The 21,766-nt window shown below is 61.2% G+C and carries 19 protein-coding genes; 13 read left to right on the forward strand and 6 right to left on the reverse strand.

All coding sequences use genetic code 11. The annotated features are described in order from the left end of the window. Positions 1-4 precede the first annotated feature (4 nt). From J3R84_RS27430 to J3R84_RS27440, 3 genes are read right to left on the reverse strand one after another with little or no spacing between them, the layout of a single operon-like run. Complete coding sequence (locus J3R84_RS27430) at positions 5-667, reverse strand: amino acid ABC transporter permease (protein WP_025428311.1); 663 nt, start codon at positions 665-667, stop codon at positions 5-7. Beyond that, a complete protein-coding gene (locus J3R84_RS27435) occupies positions 667-1,311 on the reverse strand; it encodes an amino acid ABC transporter permease (protein WP_025428310.1) in 645 nt (214 codons plus the stop codon). The genes J3R84_RS27430 and J3R84_RS27435 overlap by 1 nt, the downstream gene beginning before the upstream one ends. After that, on the reverse strand, positions 1,308-2,081 hold the full coding sequence (locus tag J3R84_RS27440; protein WP_025428309.1) for an amino acid ABC transporter ATP-binding protein: 774 nt from the start codon (positions 2,079-2,081) through the stop codon (positions 1,308-1,310). The genes J3R84_RS27435 and J3R84_RS27440 overlap by 4 nt, the downstream gene beginning before the upstream one ends. 772 nt (positions 2,082-2,853) lie before the next feature. On the opposite strand from J3R84_RS27440, the gene J3R84_RS27445 reads away from it, so the two are divergent. The 8 genes from J3R84_RS27445 to J3R84_RS27480 all read left to right on the forward strand — a co-directional run bounded on the left by J3R84_RS27445 (position 2,854) and on the right by J3R84_RS27480 (position 12,674). Beyond that, complete coding sequence (locus tag J3R84_RS27445) at positions 2,854-4,533, forward strand: putative bifunctional diguanylate cyclase/phosphodiesterase (RefSeq protein WP_025428308.1); 1,680 nt, start codon at positions 2,854-2,856, stop codon at positions 4,531-4,533. A 121-nt stretch (positions 4,534-4,654) separates the two neighbouring features. Next, complete coding sequence (locus J3R84_RS27450; RefSeq protein WP_225906434.1) at positions 4,655-5,191, forward strand: ubiquinone biosynthesis methyltransferase UbiE; 537 nt, start codon at positions 4,655-4,657, stop codon at positions 5,189-5,191. Further along, positions 5,188-6,366: a class I SAM-dependent methyltransferase gene (locus J3R84_RS27455; protein ID WP_025428306.1), complete on the forward strand. Its 1,179-nt coding sequence runs from the start codon at positions 5,188-5,190 to the stop codon at positions 6,364-6,366. The genes J3R84_RS27450 and J3R84_RS27455 overlap by 4 nt, the downstream gene beginning before the upstream one ends. Further along, complete coding sequence (locus J3R84_RS27460; protein WP_203529025.1) at positions 6,363-8,723, forward strand: SpoIIE family protein phosphatase; 2,361 nt, start codon at positions 6,363-6,365, stop codon at positions 8,721-8,723. The genes J3R84_RS27455 and J3R84_RS27460 overlap by 4 nt, the downstream gene beginning before the upstream one ends. A 4-nt stretch (positions 8,724-8,727) precedes the next feature. Then, positions 8,728-9,288, forward strand: coding sequence for a slr1658 superfamily regulator (locus J3R84_RS27465; protein WP_025428304.1), 561 nt, complete (start codon positions 8,728-8,730; stop codon positions 9,286-9,288). Between the two features lie 13 nt (positions 9,289-9,301). Continuing rightward, positions 9,302-9,640, forward strand: a complete 339-nt coding sequence (locus tag J3R84_RS27470) for a slr1659 superfamily regulator (protein WP_025428303.1) — start codon at positions 9,302-9,304, stop codon at positions 9,638-9,640. A gap of 404 nt (positions 9,641-10,044) precedes the next feature. Beyond that, positions 10,045-10,671 carry a DUF1554 domain-containing protein gene (locus tag J3R84_RS27475; protein ID WP_025428302.1) on the forward strand — a complete coding sequence of 209 codons (627 nt, stop codon included), beginning with the start codon at positions 10,045-10,047 and terminating at the stop codon, positions 10,669-10,671. 554 nt (positions 10,672-11,225) lie between these two features. Beyond that, positions 11,226-12,674, forward strand: a complete 1,449-nt coding sequence (locus J3R84_RS27480; RefSeq protein ID WP_171520694.1) for an MFS transporter — start codon at positions 11,226-11,228, stop codon at positions 12,672-12,674. Between the two features lie 73 nt (positions 12,675-12,747). Here the strand turns inward: J3R84_RS27480 and J3R84_RS27485 are convergent, their stop codons facing one another. The 3 genes from J3R84_RS27485 to J3R84_RS27495 are packed head-to-tail and all read right to left on the reverse strand — an operon-like array spanning position 12,748 to position 15,912. Next, positions 12,748-14,679 carry a DUF5054 domain-containing protein gene (locus J3R84_RS27485; protein ID WP_203529023.1) on the reverse strand — a complete coding sequence of 644 codons (1,932 nt, stop codon included), beginning with the start codon at positions 14,677-14,679 and terminating at the stop codon, positions 12,748-12,750. Between the two features lie 10 nt (positions 14,680-14,689). After that, positions 14,690-15,730, reverse strand: coding sequence for a LacI family DNA-binding transcriptional regulator (locus J3R84_RS27490; protein ID WP_025428298.1), 1,041 nt, complete (start codon positions 15,728-15,730; stop codon positions 14,690-14,692). Next, positions 15,727-15,912: a hypothetical protein gene (locus J3R84_RS27495; RefSeq protein ID WP_203529021.1), complete on the reverse strand. Its 186-nt coding sequence runs from the start codon at positions 15,910-15,912 to the stop codon at positions 15,727-15,729. Before J3R84_RS27495 ends, J3R84_RS27490 begins: the two co-directional genes overlap by 4 nt. A 106-nt stretch (positions 15,913-16,018) precedes the next feature. Between J3R84_RS27495 and J3R84_RS27500 the strand changes: the two genes are divergently transcribed. From J3R84_RS27500 to J3R84_RS27520, 5 genes are all read left to right on the forward strand, one after another. After that, on the forward strand, positions 16,019-17,380 hold the full coding sequence (locus J3R84_RS27500) for an extracellular solute-binding protein (RefSeq protein WP_025428297.1): 1,362 nt from the start codon (positions 16,019-16,021) through the stop codon (positions 17,378-17,380). An 83-nt stretch (positions 17,381-17,463) separates the two neighbouring features. Continuing rightward, a complete protein-coding gene (locus J3R84_RS27505; protein ID WP_025428296.1) occupies positions 17,464-18,372 on the forward strand; it encodes a carbohydrate ABC transporter permease in 909 nt (302 codons plus the stop codon). After that, positions 18,372-19,202, forward strand: coding sequence for a carbohydrate ABC transporter permease (locus J3R84_RS27510; RefSeq protein WP_025428295.1), 831 nt, complete (start codon positions 18,372-18,374; stop codon positions 19,200-19,202). The genes J3R84_RS27505 and J3R84_RS27510 overlap by 1 nt, the downstream gene beginning before the upstream one ends. Positions 19,203-19,218: 16 nt before the next feature. Further along, positions 19,219-20,319, forward strand: a complete 1,101-nt coding sequence (locus J3R84_RS27515) for an ABC transporter ATP-binding protein (RefSeq protein WP_057220694.1) — start codon at positions 19,219-19,221, stop codon at positions 20,317-20,319. A gap of 15 nt (positions 20,320-20,334) precedes the next feature. Continuing rightward, positions 20,335-21,729, forward strand: coding sequence for a CehA/McbA family metallohydrolase (locus tag J3R84_RS27520; RefSeq protein ID WP_203529019.1), 1,395 nt, complete (start codon positions 20,335-20,337; stop codon positions 21,727-21,729). The last annotated feature ends 37 nt before the right edge of the window (positions 21,730-21,766 follow it).

Here is a 21,766-nt window from a genome sequence, read left to right on the forward strand (position 1 = left end):
TGGTTCAGCGTTGCGCGTAGGAGCCGGCGCGCTTTTCGACATGACTGACGAGGAGAGCGGCGGGGATGGAGATCGAGGCGTAGAGAACGCCGGCGGCTAGCAGCGCCGGGAAATAACGGAAGGTGTTCGAGCCGATTTCATAGGCGCGGCTGACGAGTTCCGGCAGCGCGATGGTGAAGCACAGCGACGTGCCCTGGAAGATCAGGATCGAGAAGGCGAGCAGCGCCGGAAGCGCGACGCGCAAGCCCTGCGGCAGCAGGACGTAGCGCAAGGCATCCAGTCGATTGAGACCAATTGCGACGGCCGCCTCGCGCTGGCCATGCGGGATCGACTGCAGGCTGGCGCGAATGATCTCGCTGGTATAGGCGCCGGTGTTCCAGGCAAGCGCGATGACGGCCGCGGTGAAGGACCCGAGCGTCAGGCCCGATGTCGGCAGGCCGAAATAGATGAACTGCAGCAGCACCAGCGCCGGCGCGCCGCGGCCGACCTCGACCAGGAACAGAGCCAGTATCTTTGTCAACCGGCTCTTGGCGAGCACGCCAAGTGCAAGCAGCAGCCCGAACGGAATGCCGATCAAGAGGCTGAGCACCGTGACCTGCAGGCTGATCGACAGACCCGACAGGAGATCGGGGAGCCAGGCGGAGAGTTCTTCGTAGCTCGGCAACATCAGCGGGCCACCTTTGCTTGCAGATAGCTGTCGGCGACGCGCGACAGCCAGGCGACCGGCAGGCTCAAAAGGATGTAGAACATGCCGACCAGAGCGAAGACTTCGAGACCGCGGAATGTCAGTTGCGACAGCTGGTTGCCCTGGAAGGCAAGTTCGCTGACGCCAATGGTCGAAGCCACGGCCGTCTCTTTCATCAGGCCGATCAGGTAGCTCGCCGCCGAAGGCAGAGCGACGCGGAAGGCCTGCGGGGCGACGACGTCGGTCAGCGTGGACCAGCGGCCAAGGTTCAGCGCCGACGACGCCTCCCATTGGCCGAAGTGTATCGAGGCCAGCGCGCCGCGGTAGATTTCCGCCATGTTGGCAGCCGCGATCAAGCCGAGCCCGGCCAGCGCCGCGTTGAACGGGCTGATCGGGAAGACGCTCATTCCCAGGCCGAAGAAGATGATGAACAGCCAGAGGATCGGCGGAATGCCGCGCACGATCTGGATGAGCACCATCGCCACGATCCGCAGCGGCAGGATGCGGCTCTGCCTGGCCGCCACCAGCGGCATCCCAAGCACGGCGCCGGCCAAGAACGCGCCGAGCGTCAGGGCGACCGTCCAGGGGAGCCCGCGCAATATGGCGAAGACGTCGGCCGTGCTCATCGGTCGTGCACCGCCCGAAGGAAGCGCTTGGTGCGCTCCTGCTGCGGATTGCGCATGACGTCTGCCGACGGCCCCTTCTCGATGATCTTGCCATCGGCCATGATCATCACCGTGTCGGAAACATTCTCGGCAAAGCTCATTTCGTGAGTGACAACGATCATCGTCATGCCGGTTTCTGCCAGTTCCCGCATGACAGCGAGGACTTCGAGGCCGAGTTCGGGATCGAGCGCAGAGGTCGGCTCGTCGAACAGCATCACTTCAGGGTCGAGTGCGAGCGCTCTCGCAATGGCGATGCGCTGCTGCTGGCCGCCGGAACAGCGGCCGGGATACTGTTGCGCCTTGTCGGCCAGGCCGACACGCTTCAGCAATTGCATCGACCGGTCGTCGGCGTTTCTGCGGCTGCGTCCGAGCACGCGCTCCTGCGCCAGGCTGACATTTCGCAACACCGTCATATGCGGAAAGAGGTTGAAGGACTGGAAGACCATGCCGACGCTGCGGCGCAGGGTCGAAAGTTCCGATCGCCCGGCGGGTGCGGCCGCGTTGAGCGAGATGTCGCCGATAGTGACATGGCCGCCATCCGGCGGCTCGAGATAGTTGATGCAGCGCAGCAGCGTGCTCTTGCCGGAGCCGCTCGGGCCGATGATCGCCAGCACCTCTCCGGGCATCACCTCAAGGTCAATGCCGTCGAGCACCGTGTGATTGCCGTAGTGTTTGCTCAACTTGTCGAGCTTGATAAGCGGCTTTCGCGCCCGGCCTTTTGCGGAAGGCATCCTTTTGGCGGCCAGAGCATCGTCTTCAGTCATTGTCGGTTTGCCACTCCCCAAGTGCAAGACAGCGCCATCCATGACGATTTCGCTCCACTGCAGGCACGGATCGACTCTGCGCCGGGCAGGCCGCGTCCTGTTCGCTGAATGTATTTTGATGTTTGTCGTGCGCCGCGGGGCGAACGACAGTCGTTCCCGTTCTTTTCTTGTGGATCACCATAACGATTCGACGTCTGGTCGGCAGACGACAAAAATTGCAGAGCCGCATAACCTGAGGTTATGCCATTGGTGGGAGCGTTACACTGTATTGCTTGGAAACCGATCGAACGCGTGAACTGCCAGGCGTTTGCGTGATGCGCAAAGCCATGCGAACGTCCTGCCGGTCAAACCAAAAATGGTTAATGCTGACGATCCGCGCTGTTGGCAAGATAACCCTATTTTAACCACGACCGATGAGCAAAGCCTTCAGATCGCTAGATATCGCTATGCTTATTGAGTCGAACGAAAATTGCCTGCGTCGTCCGCAAGTGATAGAAAGAGCTACAGAATTGCAACCGAACAGAGAAGATTCTTGTGCTTGTACACCCGGTTCGACGCTCGGAGCTTCGGTGTCCAGCCGCACCATAGGCGAGCAGCATTGACCGCGACACTTTTCGCGATAGCTATGCATAAGGGTCGACTGAAATAGTACGACCATGTATTTCGAGCACGGCGTCTCGATCATATCGATGGTCACAGGCGGTCCAGTCAAAACCGCGACGGAAAGGGAAAGGCTAGAATGTCAGGTACTGACTCGACGTTGTCTGCTGCGTCTTCCGTGGACGATACCGTCCTTGGCAATACTGATGAGGTCATCTCGCTTTATGACGAGGCTCTTCATCTCGTCGGGGCCTCGGTCGCGCTTCAGCGAAGCTACGAGGTGGCTGAACTGGTCGATGCAACGCTCTGGCACGTCTACCCCGAATTGTTGGAGCCGGCCTCGAAGGCAATGGCAGAATCCGTTCTTGCCAACGGCGTTCCACGCAGCATCGAAATCATCGATGCGCCCAAACGATCACGGCGGACACTGCTCGTCTTTCGCGCCGGACATGGCATCGGCGTCATCGAGACGGACGGGGCATCGGTCCGGCGGGAAGCCGCGAGCCAGGGCGAAAACGAGCGTGCGCTGCTGCTTCACCAGGCGACGCACGATGCCCTGACTGGTTTGCCCAACCGGCGTCAGTTCAGCGATGATCTGCGAAGCGTATTGCCGGCGGTTCATGAAAAGAAGCCGGCGCTGATGCAGATCGACCTCGACGACTTCAAACCGATCAACGATACGCTCGGACACGGTGCCGGCGATGCGGTACTGAGGATGGCAGCCGAACGCATCCGCAGCGTTCTGCGCGACGGGGAGGTCGCCTACCGGCTTGCCGGAGACGAATTCGCGATCATTCAGCGCGACGCCGATCAGCCTATGGAAGCCGAGCGGCTGGCCAATGCTGTGGTCAACGCCTTCAAGGAGCCTTTCACGGTCGACGGCATTTCGGCGTTCGTGGGTGCGAGCATTGGCATCGCCGTTGCCCCGCCCGATGGCAACGAGGGCGAACAGTTGATGAAGGCCGCCGACATCGCCCTTTATGCGGCCAAAAAGGAGGGCCGCGGCCGCGCCAAAACCTTCAGCCGTTCGATGCTGATCGTGCTGGAACAACGGGAAATGCTGCGCCGAAGCCTGCGCACCGCGCTTCAGGAAAACCAGTTCTCCCTCGAGTATCAGCCTCTGGTGAAGCCGCCTTTCACCATTGTCGGATTCGAGGCGTTGGTGCGGTGGCGTCATCCTTTGGTGGGCATCATTCCGCCCAATGTCTTCGTGCCGATGGCCGAAGCCGATGGGCTGATGAGCGATATCGGCCAGTGGGTGCTTGAGCAGGCCTGCCGCGAAGCAACCAAATGGCCCTCGCATTTTACCGTAGCCGTCAACCTGTCTCCGGCGCAGTTCCTGCACGACGGCTTCACTGATCGCGTGTCGCAGACGCTGGATATGGTCGGATTGCGGGCGGACCGGCTCGAACTCGAAGTGACCGAATCGGTTCTGCTTGAGAAGACGACCAACAATCTCGACACACTCAATACGCTGAACGTCCTCGGCATTCAGATCTCGCTCGACGATTTCGGTACCTACTATTCATCGCTGAGTTATCTCAAGAACTTCCCGTTCGACACGATCAAGATCGACCGCTATTTCATCAAGGATCTGGAGAACGACGAGAAGAGCCAGGTGATCGTGCGTTCGATAATCGCGCTCGCGCACGGGCTGGGAATGTCAGTGACCGCGGAAGGCGTCGAAACGCGGGCGCAGGCCCTATGGCTGGACCACGAAGGCTGCGATCGATTGCAGGGGTATTTCCTTGGTGTTCCGATGCCGCCCAATACAATCGACAGTTACTTGCGCCAATCGTCGACGATGGAAATATCATAACACGGCGAGGGGCTATGCTGTCGGGTCGGCCACCGGCGCAAGGGCCGCCTGGCCGCTCACCGGTTTGCGTGCCTGATAAATCAGCCTAGAAGTGCCTGCGGGCCGTAGAAAAGTTCCGCAGATGGAGGACGAAGCAAGCATGGACGTCGGTAACAGTGTTCCAGCTGAAGCGATTTTTGAGCCCCTGCTCCAGTTCGAAATGGAGATGGGAACATTTCTCTCGGAGTGGCAGCATTGCGACCATCTCTCCAGCTATCTGGCCCGGATGATCAGCCACAACAGGACCGATCCGGTAAGGCATTCGAACTTCTTCTCGTCGGCGCTCAACGAACTGCTTGAAGTTTCGTTCCGCAGCGGCGCCGCCAGCGGTCACATCGGTCTGGCGATCTACCGACATGGCCCGATCGAGCGGGTTCAAATCACGTTCCCATGCCCAGCCGAACAGGTCCCGTTCTACCGCGAGGCGGTGTCGAAGGTTGATCGCAGCGATGCACATGCCCGCTATCTCGATTCCATATCGACCGACATGGCGCCCAGTCGCGAGTCCATCCTACTTGATCTCGCCATCAATTTCGACGCGAGCATCCGCATTGAGGAAAGCACATTGCACGCTGTCACGCTGATCGTCGACCTGCCGCTGGAAGGGCTGGTGAGTTGAGCGTCGCGGGCCTTTCTCCCAGTTTCAAGGCGGCGTTCGACGCCAACAGCCAGGTGTTTTCGCTCGCCGGCGTCATCCGGCCGCGGTCGGTCGACGAGATCGCCGATAGCATCGCAATGCTCAAGCAGGCGATCGACGGCGTGCGCGGCGTACTCTACGTCGACGTGAAACGCCTGATCCAGATGAATAACACCGCATTCCATGCCTTCGTGCGGGTTGCCCTCGACGCCTGCCGTGCCCGCGCCGACTTGCGCGTGGTGATCGTAACGTCGAGCGTCGTCGGCTGGGCCACCAGAATGTTCGGCCATCTCAACGAGATCGAGCCGCAGATTACAGTCGAGGTGTACGATTCGACGTTCTATCCCGGACAGAGCTTCGTCGAAGACACCAGCTTCATCCCGATCCTGAGAACCCAGACGAAGATGACCTGGCGGCACGAGCGTTCGATCCTGCCTCGGCACGGGCTGCGGCCCGGCATTGCCATGGCCGACGTCTGCTGCGGCATCGGCGACTTTGCTGTTCTCGTCCAGAAGGAATTCCAGCCGGCAAGGATCGTCGCCCTCGACCACTCCAAGGCCAGTCTTGCCTATGCACGCGAAGTGGCGACCAACTTCGGCATCACCGATATCGAGTACACCTACGGCGATGCATCAGAAATGCTGCTCGAGGACAACCAGTTCGACTTCGTGAGTTGCCGGCATTCGCTGCAGATTTTCAACGAACGGGAGCTGCTCCTGAAGGAGCTCTACCGGATCTGCAAACCCGGCGGACGTGTCTACATCACCAATGAAAAAAACTCCCATTGCCTCGGCGAGCCCCGCGCTCAAAGCATCCAGTGGACCTACAACGAAGTTGCCAAACTGTTCAGTCATTTTGAAATGGACGTCGAACTCGGACCGAAAAGCCGCCGTTACCTTGCCGATGCAGGTTTCGACGACATCCTGGTCGAATCGTTCATGGTGACGAATCACGACGGCGATCCGCAGGACTTCGCCGACGTGATCGCCGCCTGGGAACACGTCTATGCCGGCGAAATGGCTGTCCGGCGCGGTGATCCGCCGGAGTTCATCCAACGCTTCCGGCAGGGGTTCAGGGATCACATCTTTGCCGCGCTGCACCCCAAGGGCTATGCCGGCTGGCCGATCTGGGTCGCATCGGGACGCAAGCCGACATGAAGGAGCCCAGTACCCCAAGCTCCCGCCTCGGCTTGAGATCCTTCCGCGCCAAGTTCGTGCTCGTTGTCGGCGGCGCCGTGCTGTTCGACCTGATGGTGACCGGCGGCCTTGCCCTTTGGAACGTGCAGAGGCTGTCGCGGGATGCCGCGACGGAAGTCGGTCAGGGCCTGCAAAAGGCCAACCAAGACTATATGCGCTCCTACGCGGAATCGACCGCCGCCCGCGTCAACCTGCTTCTTGGCCAGGTTCATACCGATGTCGGAACGCTCGCAGGCGTTCTGCAGTCGCAGATCGATCGGCCGGTGCGCAAATCGCAAATCGGCGAGGCCCTTGCCCGCGGCGCACCCGGCGCCGTCACCGTCGTCTACGACGAGAAGGGCGGATGGGCTCAGAACCTGCCCGGCCCGCTCTCTGTGATCAGCGTCTGGGGATATCTTCTGGGGCCGGACCACCATCCGCTTCCTGACGTCCAGGCGGATATTGAGAACAGCGCGGTACTCGACCTCGTTGCGCCGAGCCTGCTGGAAAGCGGGCGCTCCAAACTGCAGATGTACTACATCGGCCCCAAGGAGCGGCCGATTTTCCGGACCGCGCCCTATACGGATCAGGCGCAAACCTTCGATCGGCTTTATCCCGGTCACAATCAGGCTGAATTCTGGACGTTCTTCTTCCCCGGCATCTATGAATCCTGGGAGCAATGGGCGAAGGATCCGAGCCTCCGGCCGGTGGCGAGCGATATTACCCAGACGGCGCCCTATACCGACGCGATCACCGGCAAGCTCATCGTCAGCTTCTTCCAGCCGCTGTGGTCCCGCGATCGAAAGACGGTGGCAGGCGCCGCCGGCGCCGACATCACGCTCGACCAGCTGGCCGAGGTCGTGCAGAACGTCAAGGTCGCCGAAAGCGGTTTTGGCTTCCTGGCAATGTCCGACGGCAATGTGCTCGCCATCAACCCTGCCGGGGAAAAGACGATCGGGCTGCAGACCTCAAGCGATACCGGCACACAAGGTGTGACCGGTGCCGACCGCTCGCTGCGCAAGAGTGCTCAGCAGGCCATTGCGCAACTACCGCTCGGGCAGGACGGCGTGATCCAGCGCGTCATGCTCGACGAGGCCGGCGAGAAAGTGCCTTATCTCGTTCTCCTGAAGCAGCTGTTGCCGGAGAATTTCTGGATGTCCGGCCCGGTTCGCAAGGAGACGATGTCGCTCGGCATCGTGGTTCCCGAGCGGGAAATCTATGCGTCGCTGTTTGCCGCCCAGACAGGTATCTCGCAGGCGACCAACCGCATTCTCGCCTATCAGATCCTGGCGCTGCTTGCGTCTTTGCTCTTCGTGACGGCGGCGGTGTTCGGCATCTCCAAGCGCGTGACCGCCGGCATCAGTGCGCTTGCCGGCGCCGCCAAGCGCATCCAGGCGAAGGACTACTCGGTCCGCGTGCCGATCTCGACGCGCGACGAAGTGGGCGAAGCCGGCACGGCCTTCAACCGGATGGCCGAAGAGATTAGCTTCCACACCGAGAACCTCGAGCATCTCGTCGAAGAGCGCACCAAGCAGATCGAGGAGGCCAATCAGCAGATCTCCGCCCTGAATAAGCAGTTGCGCAGTGAGAACCTGCGCCTGGGCGCCGAGTTGGCGGTCGCCCGGCAAATCCAAATGATGGTGCTGCCGAAAGCCGGCGAGCTTGACGAGATCGCAGAACTCGAAATTGCCGCCTATATGCGTCCCGCCGACGAAGTGGGGGGCGACTATTACGATGTTCTGCGCGATGGCGCACGGTTGAAGATCGGCATCGGCGACGTGACCGGCCACGGCCTTGAAAGCGGCGTATTGATGCTGATGGTCCAATCTGTCGCTCGTGCCTTGCAGGAAGCCGGCGACATGGATCCCAATCAATTCCTGAACCGCCTGAACCGGGCGATCTACAAGAACATCGTGCGCACCAACACCGACAAGCACCTTTCCCTCGCATTCCTCGATTATGAAGGTGGCCGCCTGACGCTTTCCGGGCAGCACGAGGAACTGATCGTTGTTCGCAACAGCAAAGAGGTGGAGCGCATCGATACGCTGGATCTGGGCCTGCCGATCGGTCTGGAGTCGGATATCTCGCGTTTCGTCGCCACGCGCGAGGTCGCATTTGCCCGCGGCGACATGATCATCCTGCACACAGATGGTGTGACCGAGGCAGAGAACGCGGCGGGCGAATTGTTCGGCATTGAGCGGCTTTGCGACAGTGCGCGGCAGTTCTACGGACGCAGCGCCGAAGATGCGAAATCAGGTATCATCGAAGACTTGATGGCGCATATCGGCAAGCAGAAAATACACGACGACATTACCCTCGTGGTCATGAGACACAGGTGAGCAGATGACGACTTTGTACGGACCGGCGGACCTGACCAGGGGTGCCAACGAAAGCGTGACGAGACTGCGCCTGTATGACGGCCAGCTCAATCTGAGCTGGAAACATTGCGCCATCGCCTCGGATTTCGTCGCCGAGCTGATCGCCATGCGCTACCGCGCCTCGCGCAATGCCTACAAGGAAGTTCGCCACAATATCGGCTACCTGACAAACGAGCTGGTCGAAAACGCGGTCAAGTTCCGTGCCACCGGCGGCATCATGGTCGAGGCCTCGATCGACGACAGCAACTTCCGTGCCAAGGTGTCGAATTTCGTCGATGGTGAGACTGCAGCCCGCTTCCAGGATCTGCTTTCCGAGATCACGACGGGTGATCCGGGCGACCTTCTGATCGAACGCATCGAAGCCAACGCAATCGGCACAGGCAAGAGTGGATCTGGTCTTGGTCTATTAACACTGATGAGCGATTATGGCGTCCGTTTCGCTTGGGTTTTCGGACCCAACGGCGACGGAGGCGGCATCGCGCTCGAGACTTATGCCTCGATCCCCGTCCCCGATATCTCGAACTGACAAGCAGGTGAACATGGAAATCAAGGACGAGGACTACCGCATTTGGTCCGAGGGCAATGACATACACTTCGAGGGAACCATGCGGCTTCCCGGTACGGAAGCCTATGCCCCTATCTTCTCCCTTGCCATGGGCGTGCTTGAGGCCGAGCCCGATCGCATGACGATCGACCTGACGGAGTTGCAGTTCCTGAACTCGTCGGGGATCAACCTGCTCGCAAAACTGACGATCGAGGCGCGCAACCGTCCGAACGTGCAATTGACCGTGCGCGGAACCTCCGAGATCCCGTGGCAGTCGAAGTCCCTACCCAATCTCAAGAAGCTCCATCCCGGCATCGACCTCAGGCTGAACTGAGCCGCGATTTGCCAGCCTGTCTCTTGCACAGGCTGCCTGCGGTCATCCGGGCAAATGCCCGGCTTGACCTACTGCGGTTTCCTTAAATCCTATTCGATTTAAGGAAACATGCAGCAATTCAAAGTGCTACAGCGACCTTTACGCGTCTAGTAGGACGCGCGGCGCTGTAGGCGCCAACGCCTTTCTGCGCCGAAACCGGCCTTTCCCTTCACACATTTTCTTCGGCGTCGGCAACCGGAGCCGACGGAAAAGGTGGACTGACAACAATGTCCCCTTTTGGCCGGGACGTCGAATGGACATCGCGACGACGCTTGTCGGCGGACGGTTCACAAGATTTCGATTTTACTCCGATCCAGGCTGCCCCTAGGCTTCATCCGGTTCAAACAGCACCGGGAGGAAACGCCATGAAACGCAGGCTCGTACTTGTCGCGGCCGCTCTGGCCTGCTCTATCGTCGGGGCCCACGCCCAAGACACGACGATGAGTTTCTTCGTCACCAGTGCAAATCCGGGCAAGGGCGGCAATCTTGGCGGTCTTGCCGGTGCCGATGCCTATTGCAACACGCTGGCCACGACGAGCGGCTCGACCGGCAAGACCTGGAAGGCCTATCTTTCCACCGACGCGGAAAATGCCAAGGACCGTATCGGCGCAGGCCCCTGGTACAATGCCAAGGGCGAAAAGATCGCCGACGATGTCGCCTCTCTGCATAGCGACAAGAACAACCTTACGAAGCAAACCGCACTCAACGAGAAGGGCGAGGTCATCAACGGCCGCGGCGACACGCCGAACCGGCACGACATTCTGACCGGCTCCAAGGCGGACGGCACTGCCGCGCCGGAGACCTGCGGCAACTGGACCCTGGGCGGGACCGACGGCGCGGCCATTGTCGGCCACAGCGACCGAACCGGCCTCAACGATAGCGCCGAAGCCAAGTCCTGGAACGCCTCGCATGCGACCCGCGGTGGCTGCACCCAGGAGGCCTTCAAGGGAACGGGCGGCGACGGCCTCTTTTACTGCTTCGCTGCGAACTGACCACGGCAGCCCACAAAATGTGCCCGCTCTACAGTACCGCATGGAGCAACGCCGCATCTCAGCAGGTCGCTGCGTGTCTCAGGCTTCGGCGGGTTGCCGCCGACTTTCACGTGACATGAGCGGACGTCTCGTGGCGGCCAACTTGCAAAACAGTTTCGAATCCGACCGGGTCTCGATTTCATGCTCGACACGCTATGAGAATGATTACGGCCGGTGCAAGACCAGCATACGCCTTCCCGCCGGGTGTTCAGCTTGTGCGTCGCTATGGGCGCGCAGAAGTTCATGTCCGAGGTAAAGTGTTTCAAAGACTGCATCGATTGCGACAAATGCATCGACATCCACACGTCGGACGAGGCATATAGGGCGTTGGCGCCAACCGGTAGAGTGGCCCGCCCTTCTATCACCGCGATCCGCATTTAAAGCCGTGGATCGGCGAAACCGTGATCAGCTCTGAACCGCCCCTATGATGTCGTATTCCACTACAATCGAGCGCTCCCCTTCCTTCCCGTCGGTTATCCGAATCCTTGTTCGCAACACAGGCCGGTGCTGATCAGATGACGACGATCCCCTCCGGCACGGACGCTTCCGACGCATCCGCCAGCTTCAATTCCCGCATCGTCGCACTCGTCGTCGCCATCGCCTTCTTCATGCAGATGCTCGACGGGACGATCGTCATTACCTCGTTGCCGCAGATGGCGGCTTCCTTCGGCGTCCAGCCCGTCGCCATGAGCATCGGCATCACCGTCTATATGCTGACGATGGCGGCCTTCATTCCGCTCTCCGGCTGGCTCGGCGATCGCTTCGGGGCGCGCAACGTCTTCCTCGTCGCGATCGCCATTTTTACCCTCGCGTCGCTCTTTTGTGGATTGTCGGGAAGCCTCGGCCAGTTCATCGCTGCACGCGCGGTGCAGGGCATCGGCGGCGCGTTGATGACGCCGGTCGGCCGGATCATCGTGTTGAAGAACGCCCGCAAGTCGGAGCTTGTCGGCGCGATCGCGCTCATCACCTGGCCGGCACTGATTGCCCCGGTCGTAGGCCCGCTTCTCGGCAGCGTCATCACTACTTACTTCAGCTGGCACTGGAATTTTCTGATCAACATCCCGATCGGACTGATCGGCCTGGCGCTGGTGCTGCGTTTCGTTCCGGATCAGCGCGAGGAAGCGACGCGCCGCCTCGACGCCAAGGGCTTCGTGTTGTCGTCGACCAGCCTCACACTGGTTCTGGCCGGGCTCGAAGCCTTCGTCCACGGCACAGCCAATGCATTGGCGATCGTCCTGCTGCTGGCAACAGGTGCTGCCATCGGGGTCTTGGCGACACGGCACTTCAAGTCAATCACCAATCCGCTGCTTAATCTCTCCGCCTTGAAGGTTCAGACCTTTGCTATGTCGACACTGTCGGCCGGCACCGCCTGCCGGGTCGCGATCAATGCGACGCCCTTTCTGATTCCGCTGCTCTTCCAGGTCGGCTTCGGCCTCGCTCCGATCCAGACCGGCATCTATGTGCTCGCCTACTTCGCCGGAAATCTCGCGATGAAAACGGCGACCACGCCGTTGCTGCGCCGTTTCGGCTTCCGCAGCATACTCGTCGGCAATGGCCTGCTCGCCTCACTGGCGATCGGCGCCTGCGCGATGCTTTCAACGGATACGCCACAACTGCTGACGCTTCTGCTGCTATTTGCTGCCGGGCTCTTCCGCTCGATGCAGTTTACCGCACTCAATACCCTTGGCTTTGCCGATATCAACGCGAGCCAGCGCAGCTCGGCGTCAACCCTGTCGAGCATGCTCCAGCAGGTGGCCATGCTTCTGGGCGTTGCGGTTGCCGCCGCCGTTCTCAATCTGTCGCAAGCCCTTCGCGGCGGCGAAACGGCAGCCCTTGCGGACTTCCGCGGGGCGTTTCTGGTGGTTGCGTCGATCGGCATCGTCTCGAGCTTGCGTTTTCTTGGCCTGCCTCGGGAGGCGGGCGCCGAGGTTTCCGGGCATACAACCCGACCTCGCACAACGTAGGCATTCGAACGGGCTAGCTCGCATGCCCGGGCAGCAGCGCTCTCATCTCAATCGCCGCCCGTCGGCTTCGCATTCAGTCGTCCAATCGCAGCCGGAAGCGGGCGGAAAAATCGCCCTCCCACCACATCGGGAAGTTCGTTCCCCACTTGTTGTTGTGGATGTTGAAACGAACGCCTTCGCTGAAGTCCGGCAATGTCTTGCAGAACGTCATAAAGTCCCAAGCCTCGGGCGCGACCAGGGGCGTGTCGCGCGGCTCGATCGACAACGAACCACCCGAAGCAAGATCGCCGCGAACGCCGGTGACCGCCTGAAGTTGCGCGCCGCCACCGGCAGCGGCGTTGCCGGATTTGTGCCAGAGCCCCATTTTTCGCAGGCTCCACGCGACATCGCCTGCTGGCATAAAGGAGAGAAAGCTCGCCTCCGGCATGCGGTTGGCGCTTTTTTCGTGCAAGGTCAGGTGAAGTTCGAGCGTGTCGTCTTCGCCTGAGAAGGCGAGAGCGACATGGCGCGGCGCGCCGTAACCGGCAACCGCCTGCTCAGGCATGGACAGGAGCAGGCCGGATGCGTCCGCTGCCTGAAAGGTCGGCGTAAAGACACGGGACAGAGCCGCGCCGGACCGGGCAAGACCCGGCTTGTCGTGATCGAGGATCGCCCATTCCTGGCGATGAGTCAGATAGGTGTCCATGTGCCTGTTGACGTCGGTAGCGTCATAGCTCTCGTAGCGATAGGCGATCAGCGGACCTGACCGGCCAGCCATGTACTTCCCGGACGGGGCAGTCAGCGAAAGAATGTCTCCGGTCGAAGGTTCGAGCTCGATCGACCAGCTGCCACAGGCGAGACTGGTCCGCCTGTCTCCTCTGGCTATCAGGGCCGGTACGGTCAATTCGGCCAAGGCGGCATCGGCTGCCGCTGCGTCCGGGCCGTCGAGCACTGAGCGAGCGTCATCAAGATAGGCGCGCTGTTCGCGCCAGGAGGCTTCCGTATAGGCAAAGCGGTGGTCGGTCTTGCGGGCGGCCTCAAAGTCGGGCCGAGACCAGGCCGTGTCGTCGCGCAGATAGGATTTGATATCGACGCCGCAGGTATGTTCGGCCGCCATCGTCAGCTTCTGCCCGAAAGCCAGGCGGCTGGCGGTCAGGCCTTCGGCTGCGAACCGGTCGTAAAGCCGTTGAAGCGCTAGGAAACGGGCGGTCTTTACCGGATCGGAGGCGCTGCCGTGGATCCAGCTGTCGCCAAGCTCGTGCTCGACGACGGGAAAAGCTTCCCGCGCATCCCAGATCAACGCGCCATAATCTTCGAGCGTTGCCGCGCGGACGGTCGCATCCGGCTGTTCGCGGCGCATGTCGCGATAGACCTCGGCGGTCTGCGGCACGCTTTGCGGACCGATATTGTCGCTTGTGTGGGCAAAGCTCAGGCCGTCGGCAAAACCTTCGGGGAAATAAGTCTCCCCATAGGATCGCTGATACATGACGACGATTTCTGCGCCGCCGGGCGCACGCCAGCGAAAGATGTCAGGTGTTTCAGGCGGCGGCGACGCGGTGTTGACGCCGAGATGCAGGAAGCGAATGCCGGCCTCGGCCAGCAGCGGCACCATGCCGAGCGTATGCCCCGGCACGTCCGTCATCTTGCCCGCAATCGTCTTCTTGCCGAACCTCCGATCGAGTTCCTGTGAATAGGAAAGGCCGGCGCGAAAGAGCTCCGGCGACATCAACTCCGTATGTGTGGTGAACGGCAGGCCATGCCAGCGGATCAGTCCGAGATCGATTGCCCGCTCGAGCTTCTTCACCTCCGCGGCCGAACGCGACGTCAGGTGATCCCAGATCAGCCAGGCACCGGTCGTCCAGACGAACTTCGGATCTCGCGGATCCTCGGCATAAAAATGCTCGGCCGTCTCGATCGCCTGCGGAATGAACCGGTCGTGGTACTGGCGACGCACCTTTTCCGCGTGATCGGTGAAGCCAATGTCGAGATGGGTCTTGAAGACCAGATGCACGCGTTTTTCTGTCATGTTCTTCCATTCAGCCGACGGTGCCGCGAACGACGAGGCGGGTGGTCAGGGTTTCGACCAGGGAGTCGGCATCCGGCGTCTTGAGACGTCGAAGGATCAACCGGACAAGGGCGCGAACGCGATCGTCGAGATCGATGCGGACGGTGGTCAAATTGTAACTTTTCCAATGTGCCTGCGGGATGTCGTCGAAGCCGACGACCTTGACATCGCCAGGCACTGAAAGGCCGAGTTCGTGCCTGAGGGCATCGATCGCGCCGAACGCCCCGACGTCGTTGGCCGCAAAGATCGCATCGGCGCCGGATCCGACCCGGAAGAGATCAAGCGTCGAGCGATAGGCGGTGTCGTAGGTGTAGTCACCGGGGACGATAACCGGCGGCGCCATGCCGCGCTCGGCCAGCACCTGCGCGATCATCCGCTCGCGTTCGGTATTGGCAAGGGATTGCTTCTTGCCGCCGAGATAGGCGATGCGACGGGCACCATAGCCTTGCAGCAAGGCGACCGCCTGTTCGATGCCGTCCTTCTGCCGCACGAGAAGACGGTCATAGAGTGTTTCGGACGCCCTGCCGGCAAACGCATCCGCGTCGTCATAGATCACGTAGATCGGAACGGCACGATCGAGAAAGCCGCTCAGAACATCAGGCTCGATATTCTCGGTAAAGGCGATGACCGAGTCGGGATTGAAGCCGCGCATATAGGTCAGCAGCATCGGGTCCATGCTGAAATCGGCTTTCGCCTTGAACAGAAGTGTCGCGAAGCCCTCTGCCTGCAGCGCGGTCGTCAAGGCGTCGATCTCCTGGCTTTCCCAGGGGCTGCAGACATCGGGAACGATCATGCCGACGAGATGCGAGCGCCTGGTTACCAGCGAACGCGCGGCCATGTCAGGCGTATAGTTCAACTCACGTGCCACCTTCAGGATGCGATCTCGCTTCTCCGGCTTCAGGGACGCATTCGGATTGAAGGCGCGCGAGACAGCGACGCGCGAGACATTGGCCTCTCGTGCCACCAGATCGGCCGTGGCGCGTCCTGCTTTCCTGTCGGTTTTCTCGCTCATGGTAGTGCTCTGCGCAAAAATGAAAACGTGTTCAATTCAACCTGCACCAATGATCGCGCTTCCGTCAAGATGTCAGTAGAAATCACCTCATAGACGGCAAAACCCGGAGAGCTTGAACACGTATAAGCCTCATCACCAGAATCCACTTCATGGCGTGTTGACAAAAATGAAAGCGTGTTCATTCTTAAGTCCAGACGGGATGGGATTGACTGGAGGAGGCCGATTCCAGCCCGGATGCACCGCAGCCGAAACGGTCCGGAGAACCGGACCACCGTGGGAGGAGTTTCAATGCGCAGAAGGATTCAGTCATATTTGCTGAGCGCGGCGGCCATCATGGCCCTGTCCGGGCCGGCGATGGCAACCGAGCTCAACATCACCTGCCGATGCGTTGTCGGCGGGGTCAACAGCGGCATGGCCGAGTGGATCGAAAACAAGGTCATTCCGGCCTTTACCGCCAAGATGAAGGCCGAAGGCAAGGACGTCACCGTCAAGCTTAATCAGTTCGGCGGCGAGGACGAGCAGCTGACACAGCAGCTGGCGCTTGACTTCTCCACCGGTGCTGGCCCGGATGTCTCCGGCTTCGATGGCTTCCTGATCCCGAGCTTCGTCCAGGGCGGGCTGTTGAAATCGCTTGAAGAAGTGGCCGGCGCCGACGTCAATGCCTGGGAAGGCTGGAGCCACATTTCCGACGGCACCAAGGCGTTGATGAGCTATCAGGGCAAGCCTTACGGCATCGCGCTCGGCACCGACGCGCGCATGATCTTCGTGCGCAAGGACCTGTTCCAGAAGGCGGGCCTCGACGCGGCGACGTGGCAGCCGAAATCCTGGGACGAACTGCTCGACGCCGCGCGCAAGATCAAGGCGGCGGCGCCGGATTCCTTCCCGCTGCAGCTGAATGCCGGCGTCTCCATGGGCGAGGCCACCACTATGCAGGGCTACTGGATGGCGCTGCTCGGCACCGGCGAGCAGGTCACAGACGATGCCGGCAAATACATCGTCTCCAGCCAGGGCATCCTCGATACACTGAAGCTCTACAAGACCATCTATGTCGACGACAAGCTCGGCGACCAGCGCGCCCAGCTCTTGGCCGACGGGCGCAATCGCACCTTCGCCAACTTCCGCGACGGCAAGACCGCCATGCTGGTGGAGGGCGACTGGTTCTATCGTTCCGTCACCGCACCGGACGCCGAGTTCGCGGTCGCCGACCGTGACAATGTCATGACCTGGAAGAAGATGCCGGCGGCGCAACCAGGCAAGGGCCTGCGCGGCCAGGACTTCGTCACCATGTCCGGCGGCACCGGCTTCGTCATCAACCCGCATACCGACGCACCGAAGGAATCCTGGGAGCTCTTGTCTTTCATGAACAGCCAGGAGCAACTCACCGCCTTCCAGGAGATCCAGCCGGCGATCCGCATTCGAAACGACGTCACCATCCCCAACTCGCCGTTCCTGACCGAGACCGCCGAGGTCCTGCTGCCCATCACCACGGCACGTCCCAATGACGCCAACTACAACAAGGTCTCGACCGAGATCCAGCGCATGACCGAAAGCGTCGTCTCGGGCGAACTGTCGCCGGAAGACGCGATGGCCCAGTACAAGGCCGCCGTGATCGCCATCGTCGGTGAAGAGAACACGGTCAGCCGTCTCTGATCGGGCCTGATATCACCGGTCGGCCGATCGGCCGACCGGTGATCTTGCCGAACCGCTTCGCCCTGCAATGGGAAACTCAACGCATGAAGAAATTCTCGCTGCTGTCCACGCGGGCGGGCGCCCTTTTCCTGGCTCCCGCAACGGCATTGGTCGGTGTTTTCGTCATCATCCCCTTCTTCTGGGTGATCTTCGTTTCCTTCACCAACAGGACATTGCTTGGACGGACCGCGCTCGACCCGGATTTCGTGGGTCTCCAGAACTATTTCGCCCTCTTCAATCCTGCCACCTTTTTCACCCGCGGCCAGTTTGGCTTTTCGCTGATCCTGACGATCCAGTTCGTGCTGCTCTCCGCGCTCATCGGCCAGGCGCTGCTCGGGCTGATCCTCGCCTGGCTCAGCCAGTCCGTGTCGCCCGGTATGAAGTCCTTTCTGCAGACGACCGTCATTGCCGCCTGGATCCTGCCGGAAGTGGTCATCGGCTTCGCCTGGTTCGCATTCCTCGACTATGACAGCGGAACGCTGAACATGATCATGCGCGGTCTCGGCCTGCCGCCGGGAGACTGGCTGCTGCAGCAGCCCTTCTGGGTCATCGTGTTCTTCAACACCTGGCGGGGGGCTGCCTTCTCGATGATGCTGTTCAACTCGGCATTCCAGTCGATCCCGCCGAGCTATTTCCAGGCGGCGGATGTCGCCGGCGCAACCTCCTGGCAGAAGCTGCGCGATATCGCCCTGCCGCTGATCCGCGGCCATGTGGTCACCGATCTGATCCTCATCACCATGTGGACCTTCAATGTCTTCACGCCGTTCCTCTTGACCAATGGCGGGCCGTCCTATCGGACCGAACTGTTGTCGATCTACACCTACCGCATCGCCTTCAAGGATTTCGAGTTCGGCAAGGGCGCGGCCGTCGGCGTGGTCATCATGCTCATCAATCTGGCTTTCGCACTCGTCTATCTGAGGCTTGCCCACAAGAAGCCGGCGGAGGCCGAATGATGCCGTTCTCTTCCCGTATCTACTTCCGCCGCATGGGCTTTTCGGTGGTCGCCGCCCTGCTCGGCACCATCTTCGCGCTACCGCTCGTCTGGTTCCTCTTCGCGCCGTTCAACGCCCGCGCCGAACTCGGCCTTGCCATCCCGGAACCCTTCACGTTCGCCAATTTTGCTACGGTGTTTCAGAACACCTTCGCCATGCAGGCGCTGTTCAACAGCCTGGTGCAGGCCTTCGGCGGCGTCGTCCTCGTCGGCGCGGCAGCAACGCTTGCGGCTTATGCGCTTTCCCGCTCGCCAATCCCCGGAAAAGGCGCAGTCACCTATGTGCTCTTGCTGTTCTCGTCAGTGGTCTCCGGCTCGGCCGCGATGGTGCCGATCTTCCTGATCGTTTCTGCGGCCGGACTGATCGACACGCATCTCGCCGTCATTCTCGTCTTTGCCGGTGGGCTACTGCCGACAGCCATGTTCATCCTGCGCGACTTCATCGACGCCATCCCGCGCTCCTATGAAGAAAGCGCGATGGTTGCAGGCGCCTCTCCACTGCAGGCGTTCTTCGACGTCGCCCTGCCGGTGATCCGGCCGGGTATCGTCGTGGTCGTCGTCTGGGCCTTCGTCAACATCTGGGGAAGCTTCCTGATCCCCTTCATCCTCTTGCGCAGCGACAGCCTGATGCCCGCCTCCGTCGCCATCTATTCCTTCTATTCCGAGGCCGGCACGCCGATCGTCACACTGCTTGCCGCCTACTCACTCATCTATTCGCTCCCCGTCATCGCGCTCTACCTCTTCGTGAACTGGAAATTCGGTTTCCGGTTCTTCGGTGGCATCAAGTCGTAATCGGAAAACCAGTCTCATGGCCTCTGTCGAATTCCAGAACGTTTCCAAGAGCTTCGGCGCATTCAACGCCCTGCCCGATATCAGCTTCTCGATTGCTGACGGCGAGTTCGTCTGCCTGCTCGGACCATCCGGCTGCGGCAAGACGACGAGCCTGCGCATGATCGCCGGGCTCGAAACGCCGTCCTCCGGCAAGGTGCTGATCGGCGGCAAGGACGTGACCTACCTGCACCCGAAGGATCGGCAGATCTCCATGGTCTTTCAGGACTATGCACTCTATCCGCACATGAATCTTGCCGACAACATCGCCTATCCGCTGAAGGTGCGCGGCGAGGCGGAGGACAAGCGTCATGCCCGCGCCAGGGAGGTCGCCGACGTCTTGAAGATCGGCGATCTGATGAAGCGCCTGCCGAGCCAGATCTCCGGCGGCCAGCAGCAGCGCACGTCGCTGGCGCGCGCGCTCGTCTATCCGAGCCAGGTCTATCTCTTCGACGAGCCGCTCTCCAACCTCGACGCCAAGCTGCGCCTGGAAGCACGCGGGTTTCTCAACCACCTGCAGCGCGACATGGGCATGACCGCCGTCTACGTCACCCACGACCAGGCGGAAGCGATGGCGCTCGCCACCCGCATCGCGGTCATGGACAAGGGCCGGATCGTCCAGTTCGCGCCGCCGATCGAGATCTATCGGCGCCCGGCCACCACCTTCGTTGCCAATTTCGTCGGCAACCCGCCGATGAACCTCGTGCCGGCGCAGGCTGCAATCATCGACGGAAAGCTGCAGCTTCGCGCCGAGGGGCTGTCGGTCGCGGCACTGCCGGTTTCCGACGCCATCGCAAAGGCGGTCGGCGCCAAAACGATAACCCTCGGCGTTCGCCCGGAGCATCTGCGCATTGCCCGTCCCGACGACGGCAACATCATCACCGGCGAGCTTTTCGCCAACGAGAACATGGGGCCGGAAAGCCTGGTGACGATCGAGCGGAAAGATGCCGGCCGCGTCACGGCCCGCATTTTTACCGACGACGAGATCAGGGTAGACAAGACGGTGCGACTTTCCTTCGACGCCGAACACGTCACGCTGTTCGACAGCACCGGCGCCCGCATTCCCGTCCTTGGCGAATAGTCCGGACTGCTGCAAATGATGACGACCACCGTTCACGTGACACGCGCCGACCAGGCCGCCAACCCGTACTTTTACGTGCCCTTCGACGTGCCCGAGGGCACGACGCGCATCGATGTCACCATGGCCCATGCAAAAGCGGAAGATTGCATCATCGATCTCGGCATGCTTGATCCGCGCGCGACCGATTATCCGACCCGCGCCGGCTTTCGCGGCTGGAGCGGCGGCGCCCGCGACCGCTTTTTCGTCGCAACGGACGACGCCACGCCCGGCTACATCCACGGGGAGATGCCTGCCGGTCGCTGGCAGGTCATGCTCGGCCTTTACAAGCTTCCGCCAGAAGGTGCCGATGTCACGCTGACGTTCAGCCATGACAATGCGCCTCTCGCGCTCGAACCGCAGCCCGCGCGCACCTTCCCCGTCAGGAAGGCGGCCGGCTGGTATCGCGGCGATCTGCACTGTCACACCTTCCACTCCGATGCGGCAGGCTCGCCCGAATTGCTGCACGCAGCCGCCAAGCAGGCCGGGCTCGACTTTCTCGCCGTTGCCGACCACAACACCATCAGCCAGCGCCGCTATTTCCATCCCAACTCGTCCGCCGACCTCGTCTTCGTGCGTGCGATGGAAGTGACGACCGCCATCGGCCATGCCAACGTCTTTGGCGTCGACGACTGGATCGATTTCCGCATGACCCGGCCCGAGCATGGGCACACGCTCGCCGAAATGGTGCATGAGCGCGGCGGCCTGCTGTCGATCAACCACGACAAGCCGACGATCCCCTGGGATTACGACGTGCCGGAGATCGACTGCATGGAAGTCTGGCAATCGCACTGGATGGCGTGGAACTGGGTATCGCTCGGCCGGTATCAGCACCGGCTGGCTTCGGGCAAGAAAATCTCGGCAATCGGCGGCAGCGACTTCCACCAGCCGGCGCGGCTGATGCCCGAAGGGCCGCTCGTGCTTGCGCGACCGACAACCGTGCTCTGGCTGGGAGAACTTTCTGAGAACGCGATCCTCGCTGCCATGAAGGCCGGGCTTGGTTATATCACCGAGAGCCCTGATGGACCGCATTTGGCACTTTCGGTCGATGGCCAGCCGATGGGCTCGACAGTCCGGGGGCCGGTCGACGCGAAAGCCGAAGTTCGCGGAGCGAAAGGCGATCGGCTGCTCTGGTTCGACGCGACAGGGCAGATTGCCGATCAACTCATCGAAGACAACCACTGGGTCGGACAATTCTCCGGGCGACCGAACCTGTTCCTGCGTGCCGAAATCGCAGCAGAGAAGAGCCGGCCGCAGATAATCAGCGATTTCACCGCGGCCCTTGGCGGCGGGTTGCCCTGGCAACTGACCGAAGTGGAACTGCAACAACAGACCGTGCGCCGCGCCATCAGCAATCCGATCTATGTGGCGTGATCGGAGAGCATTTCCAGGAAAGTGCTTGGAAACAAAG

This window comes from Ensifer canadensis (assembly GCF_017488845.2).
In the GTDB taxonomy this organism is placed as follows: Bacteria; Pseudomonadota; Alphaproteobacteria; order Rhizobiales; family Rhizobiaceae; genus Ensifer; species Ensifer canadensis.

Bases quoted from the DNA above. Each gene is read 5' to 3' on its own strand.
- J3R84_RS27430 (WP_025428311.1), bottom strand. From the start codon at position 667: ATGTTGCCGAGCTACGAAGAACTCTCCGCCTGGCTCCCCGATCTCCTG.
- J3R84_RS27435 (WP_025428310.1), bottom strand. From the start codon at position 1,311: ATGAGCACGGCCGACGTCTTCGCCATATTGCGCGGGCTCCCCTGGACG.
- J3R84_RS27440 (WP_025428309.1), bottom strand. From the start codon at position 2,081: ATGCCTTCCGCAAAAGGCCGGGCGCGAAAGCCGCTTATCAAGCTCGAC.
- J3R84_RS27445 (WP_025428308.1), top strand. From the start codon at position 2,854: ATGTCAGGTACTGACTCGACGTTGTCTGCTGCGTCTTCCGTGGACGAT.
- J3R84_RS27450 (WP_225906434.1), top strand. From the start codon at position 4,655: ATGGAGGACGAAGCAAGCATGGACGTCGGTAACAGTGTTCCAGCTGAA.
- J3R84_RS27460 (WP_203529025.1), top strand. From the start codon at position 6,363: ATGAAGGAGCCCAGTACCCCAAGCTCCCGCCTCGGCTTGAGATCCTTC.
- J3R84_RS27465 (WP_025428304.1), top strand. From the start codon at position 8,728: ATGACGACTTTGTACGGACCGGCGGACCTGACCAGGGGTGCCAACGAA.
- J3R84_RS27470 (WP_025428303.1), top strand. From the start codon at position 9,302: ATGGAAATCAAGGACGAGGACTACCGCATTTGGTCCGAGGGCAATGAC.
- J3R84_RS27475 (WP_025428302.1), top strand. From the start codon at position 10,045: ATGAAACGCAGGCTCGTACTTGTCGCGGCCGCTCTGGCCTGCTCTATC.
- J3R84_RS27480 (WP_171520694.1), top strand. From the start codon at position 11,226: ATGACGACGATCCCCTCCGGCACGGACGCTTCCGACGCATCCGCCAGC.
- J3R84_RS27485 (WP_203529023.1), bottom strand. From the start codon at position 14,679: ATGACAGAAAAACGCGTGCATCTGGTCTTCAAGACCCATCTCGACATT.
- J3R84_RS27490 (WP_025428298.1), bottom strand. From the start codon at position 15,730: ATGAGCGAGAAAACCGACAGGAAAGCAGGACGCGCCACGGCCGATCTG.
- J3R84_RS27495 (WP_203529021.1), bottom strand. From the start codon at position 15,912: ATGAACACGCTTTCATTTTTGTCAACACGCCATGAAGTGGATTCTGGT.
- J3R84_RS27500 (WP_025428297.1), top strand. From the start codon at position 16,019: ATGCGCAGAAGGATTCAGTCATATTTGCTGAGCGCGGCGGCCATCATG.
- J3R84_RS27505 (WP_025428296.1), top strand. From the start codon at position 17,464: ATGAAGAAATTCTCGCTGCTGTCCACGCGGGCGGGCGCCCTTTTCCTG.
- J3R84_RS27510 (WP_025428295.1), top strand. From the start codon at position 18,372: ATGCCGTTCTCTTCCCGTATCTACTTCCGCCGCATGGGCTTTTCGGTG.
- J3R84_RS27515 (WP_057220694.1), top strand. From the start codon at position 19,219: ATGGCCTCTGTCGAATTCCAGAACGTTTCCAAGAGCTTCGGCGCATTC.
- J3R84_RS27520 (WP_203529019.1), top strand. From the start codon at position 20,335: ATGATGACGACCACCGTTCACGTGACACGCGCCGACCAGGCCGCCAAC.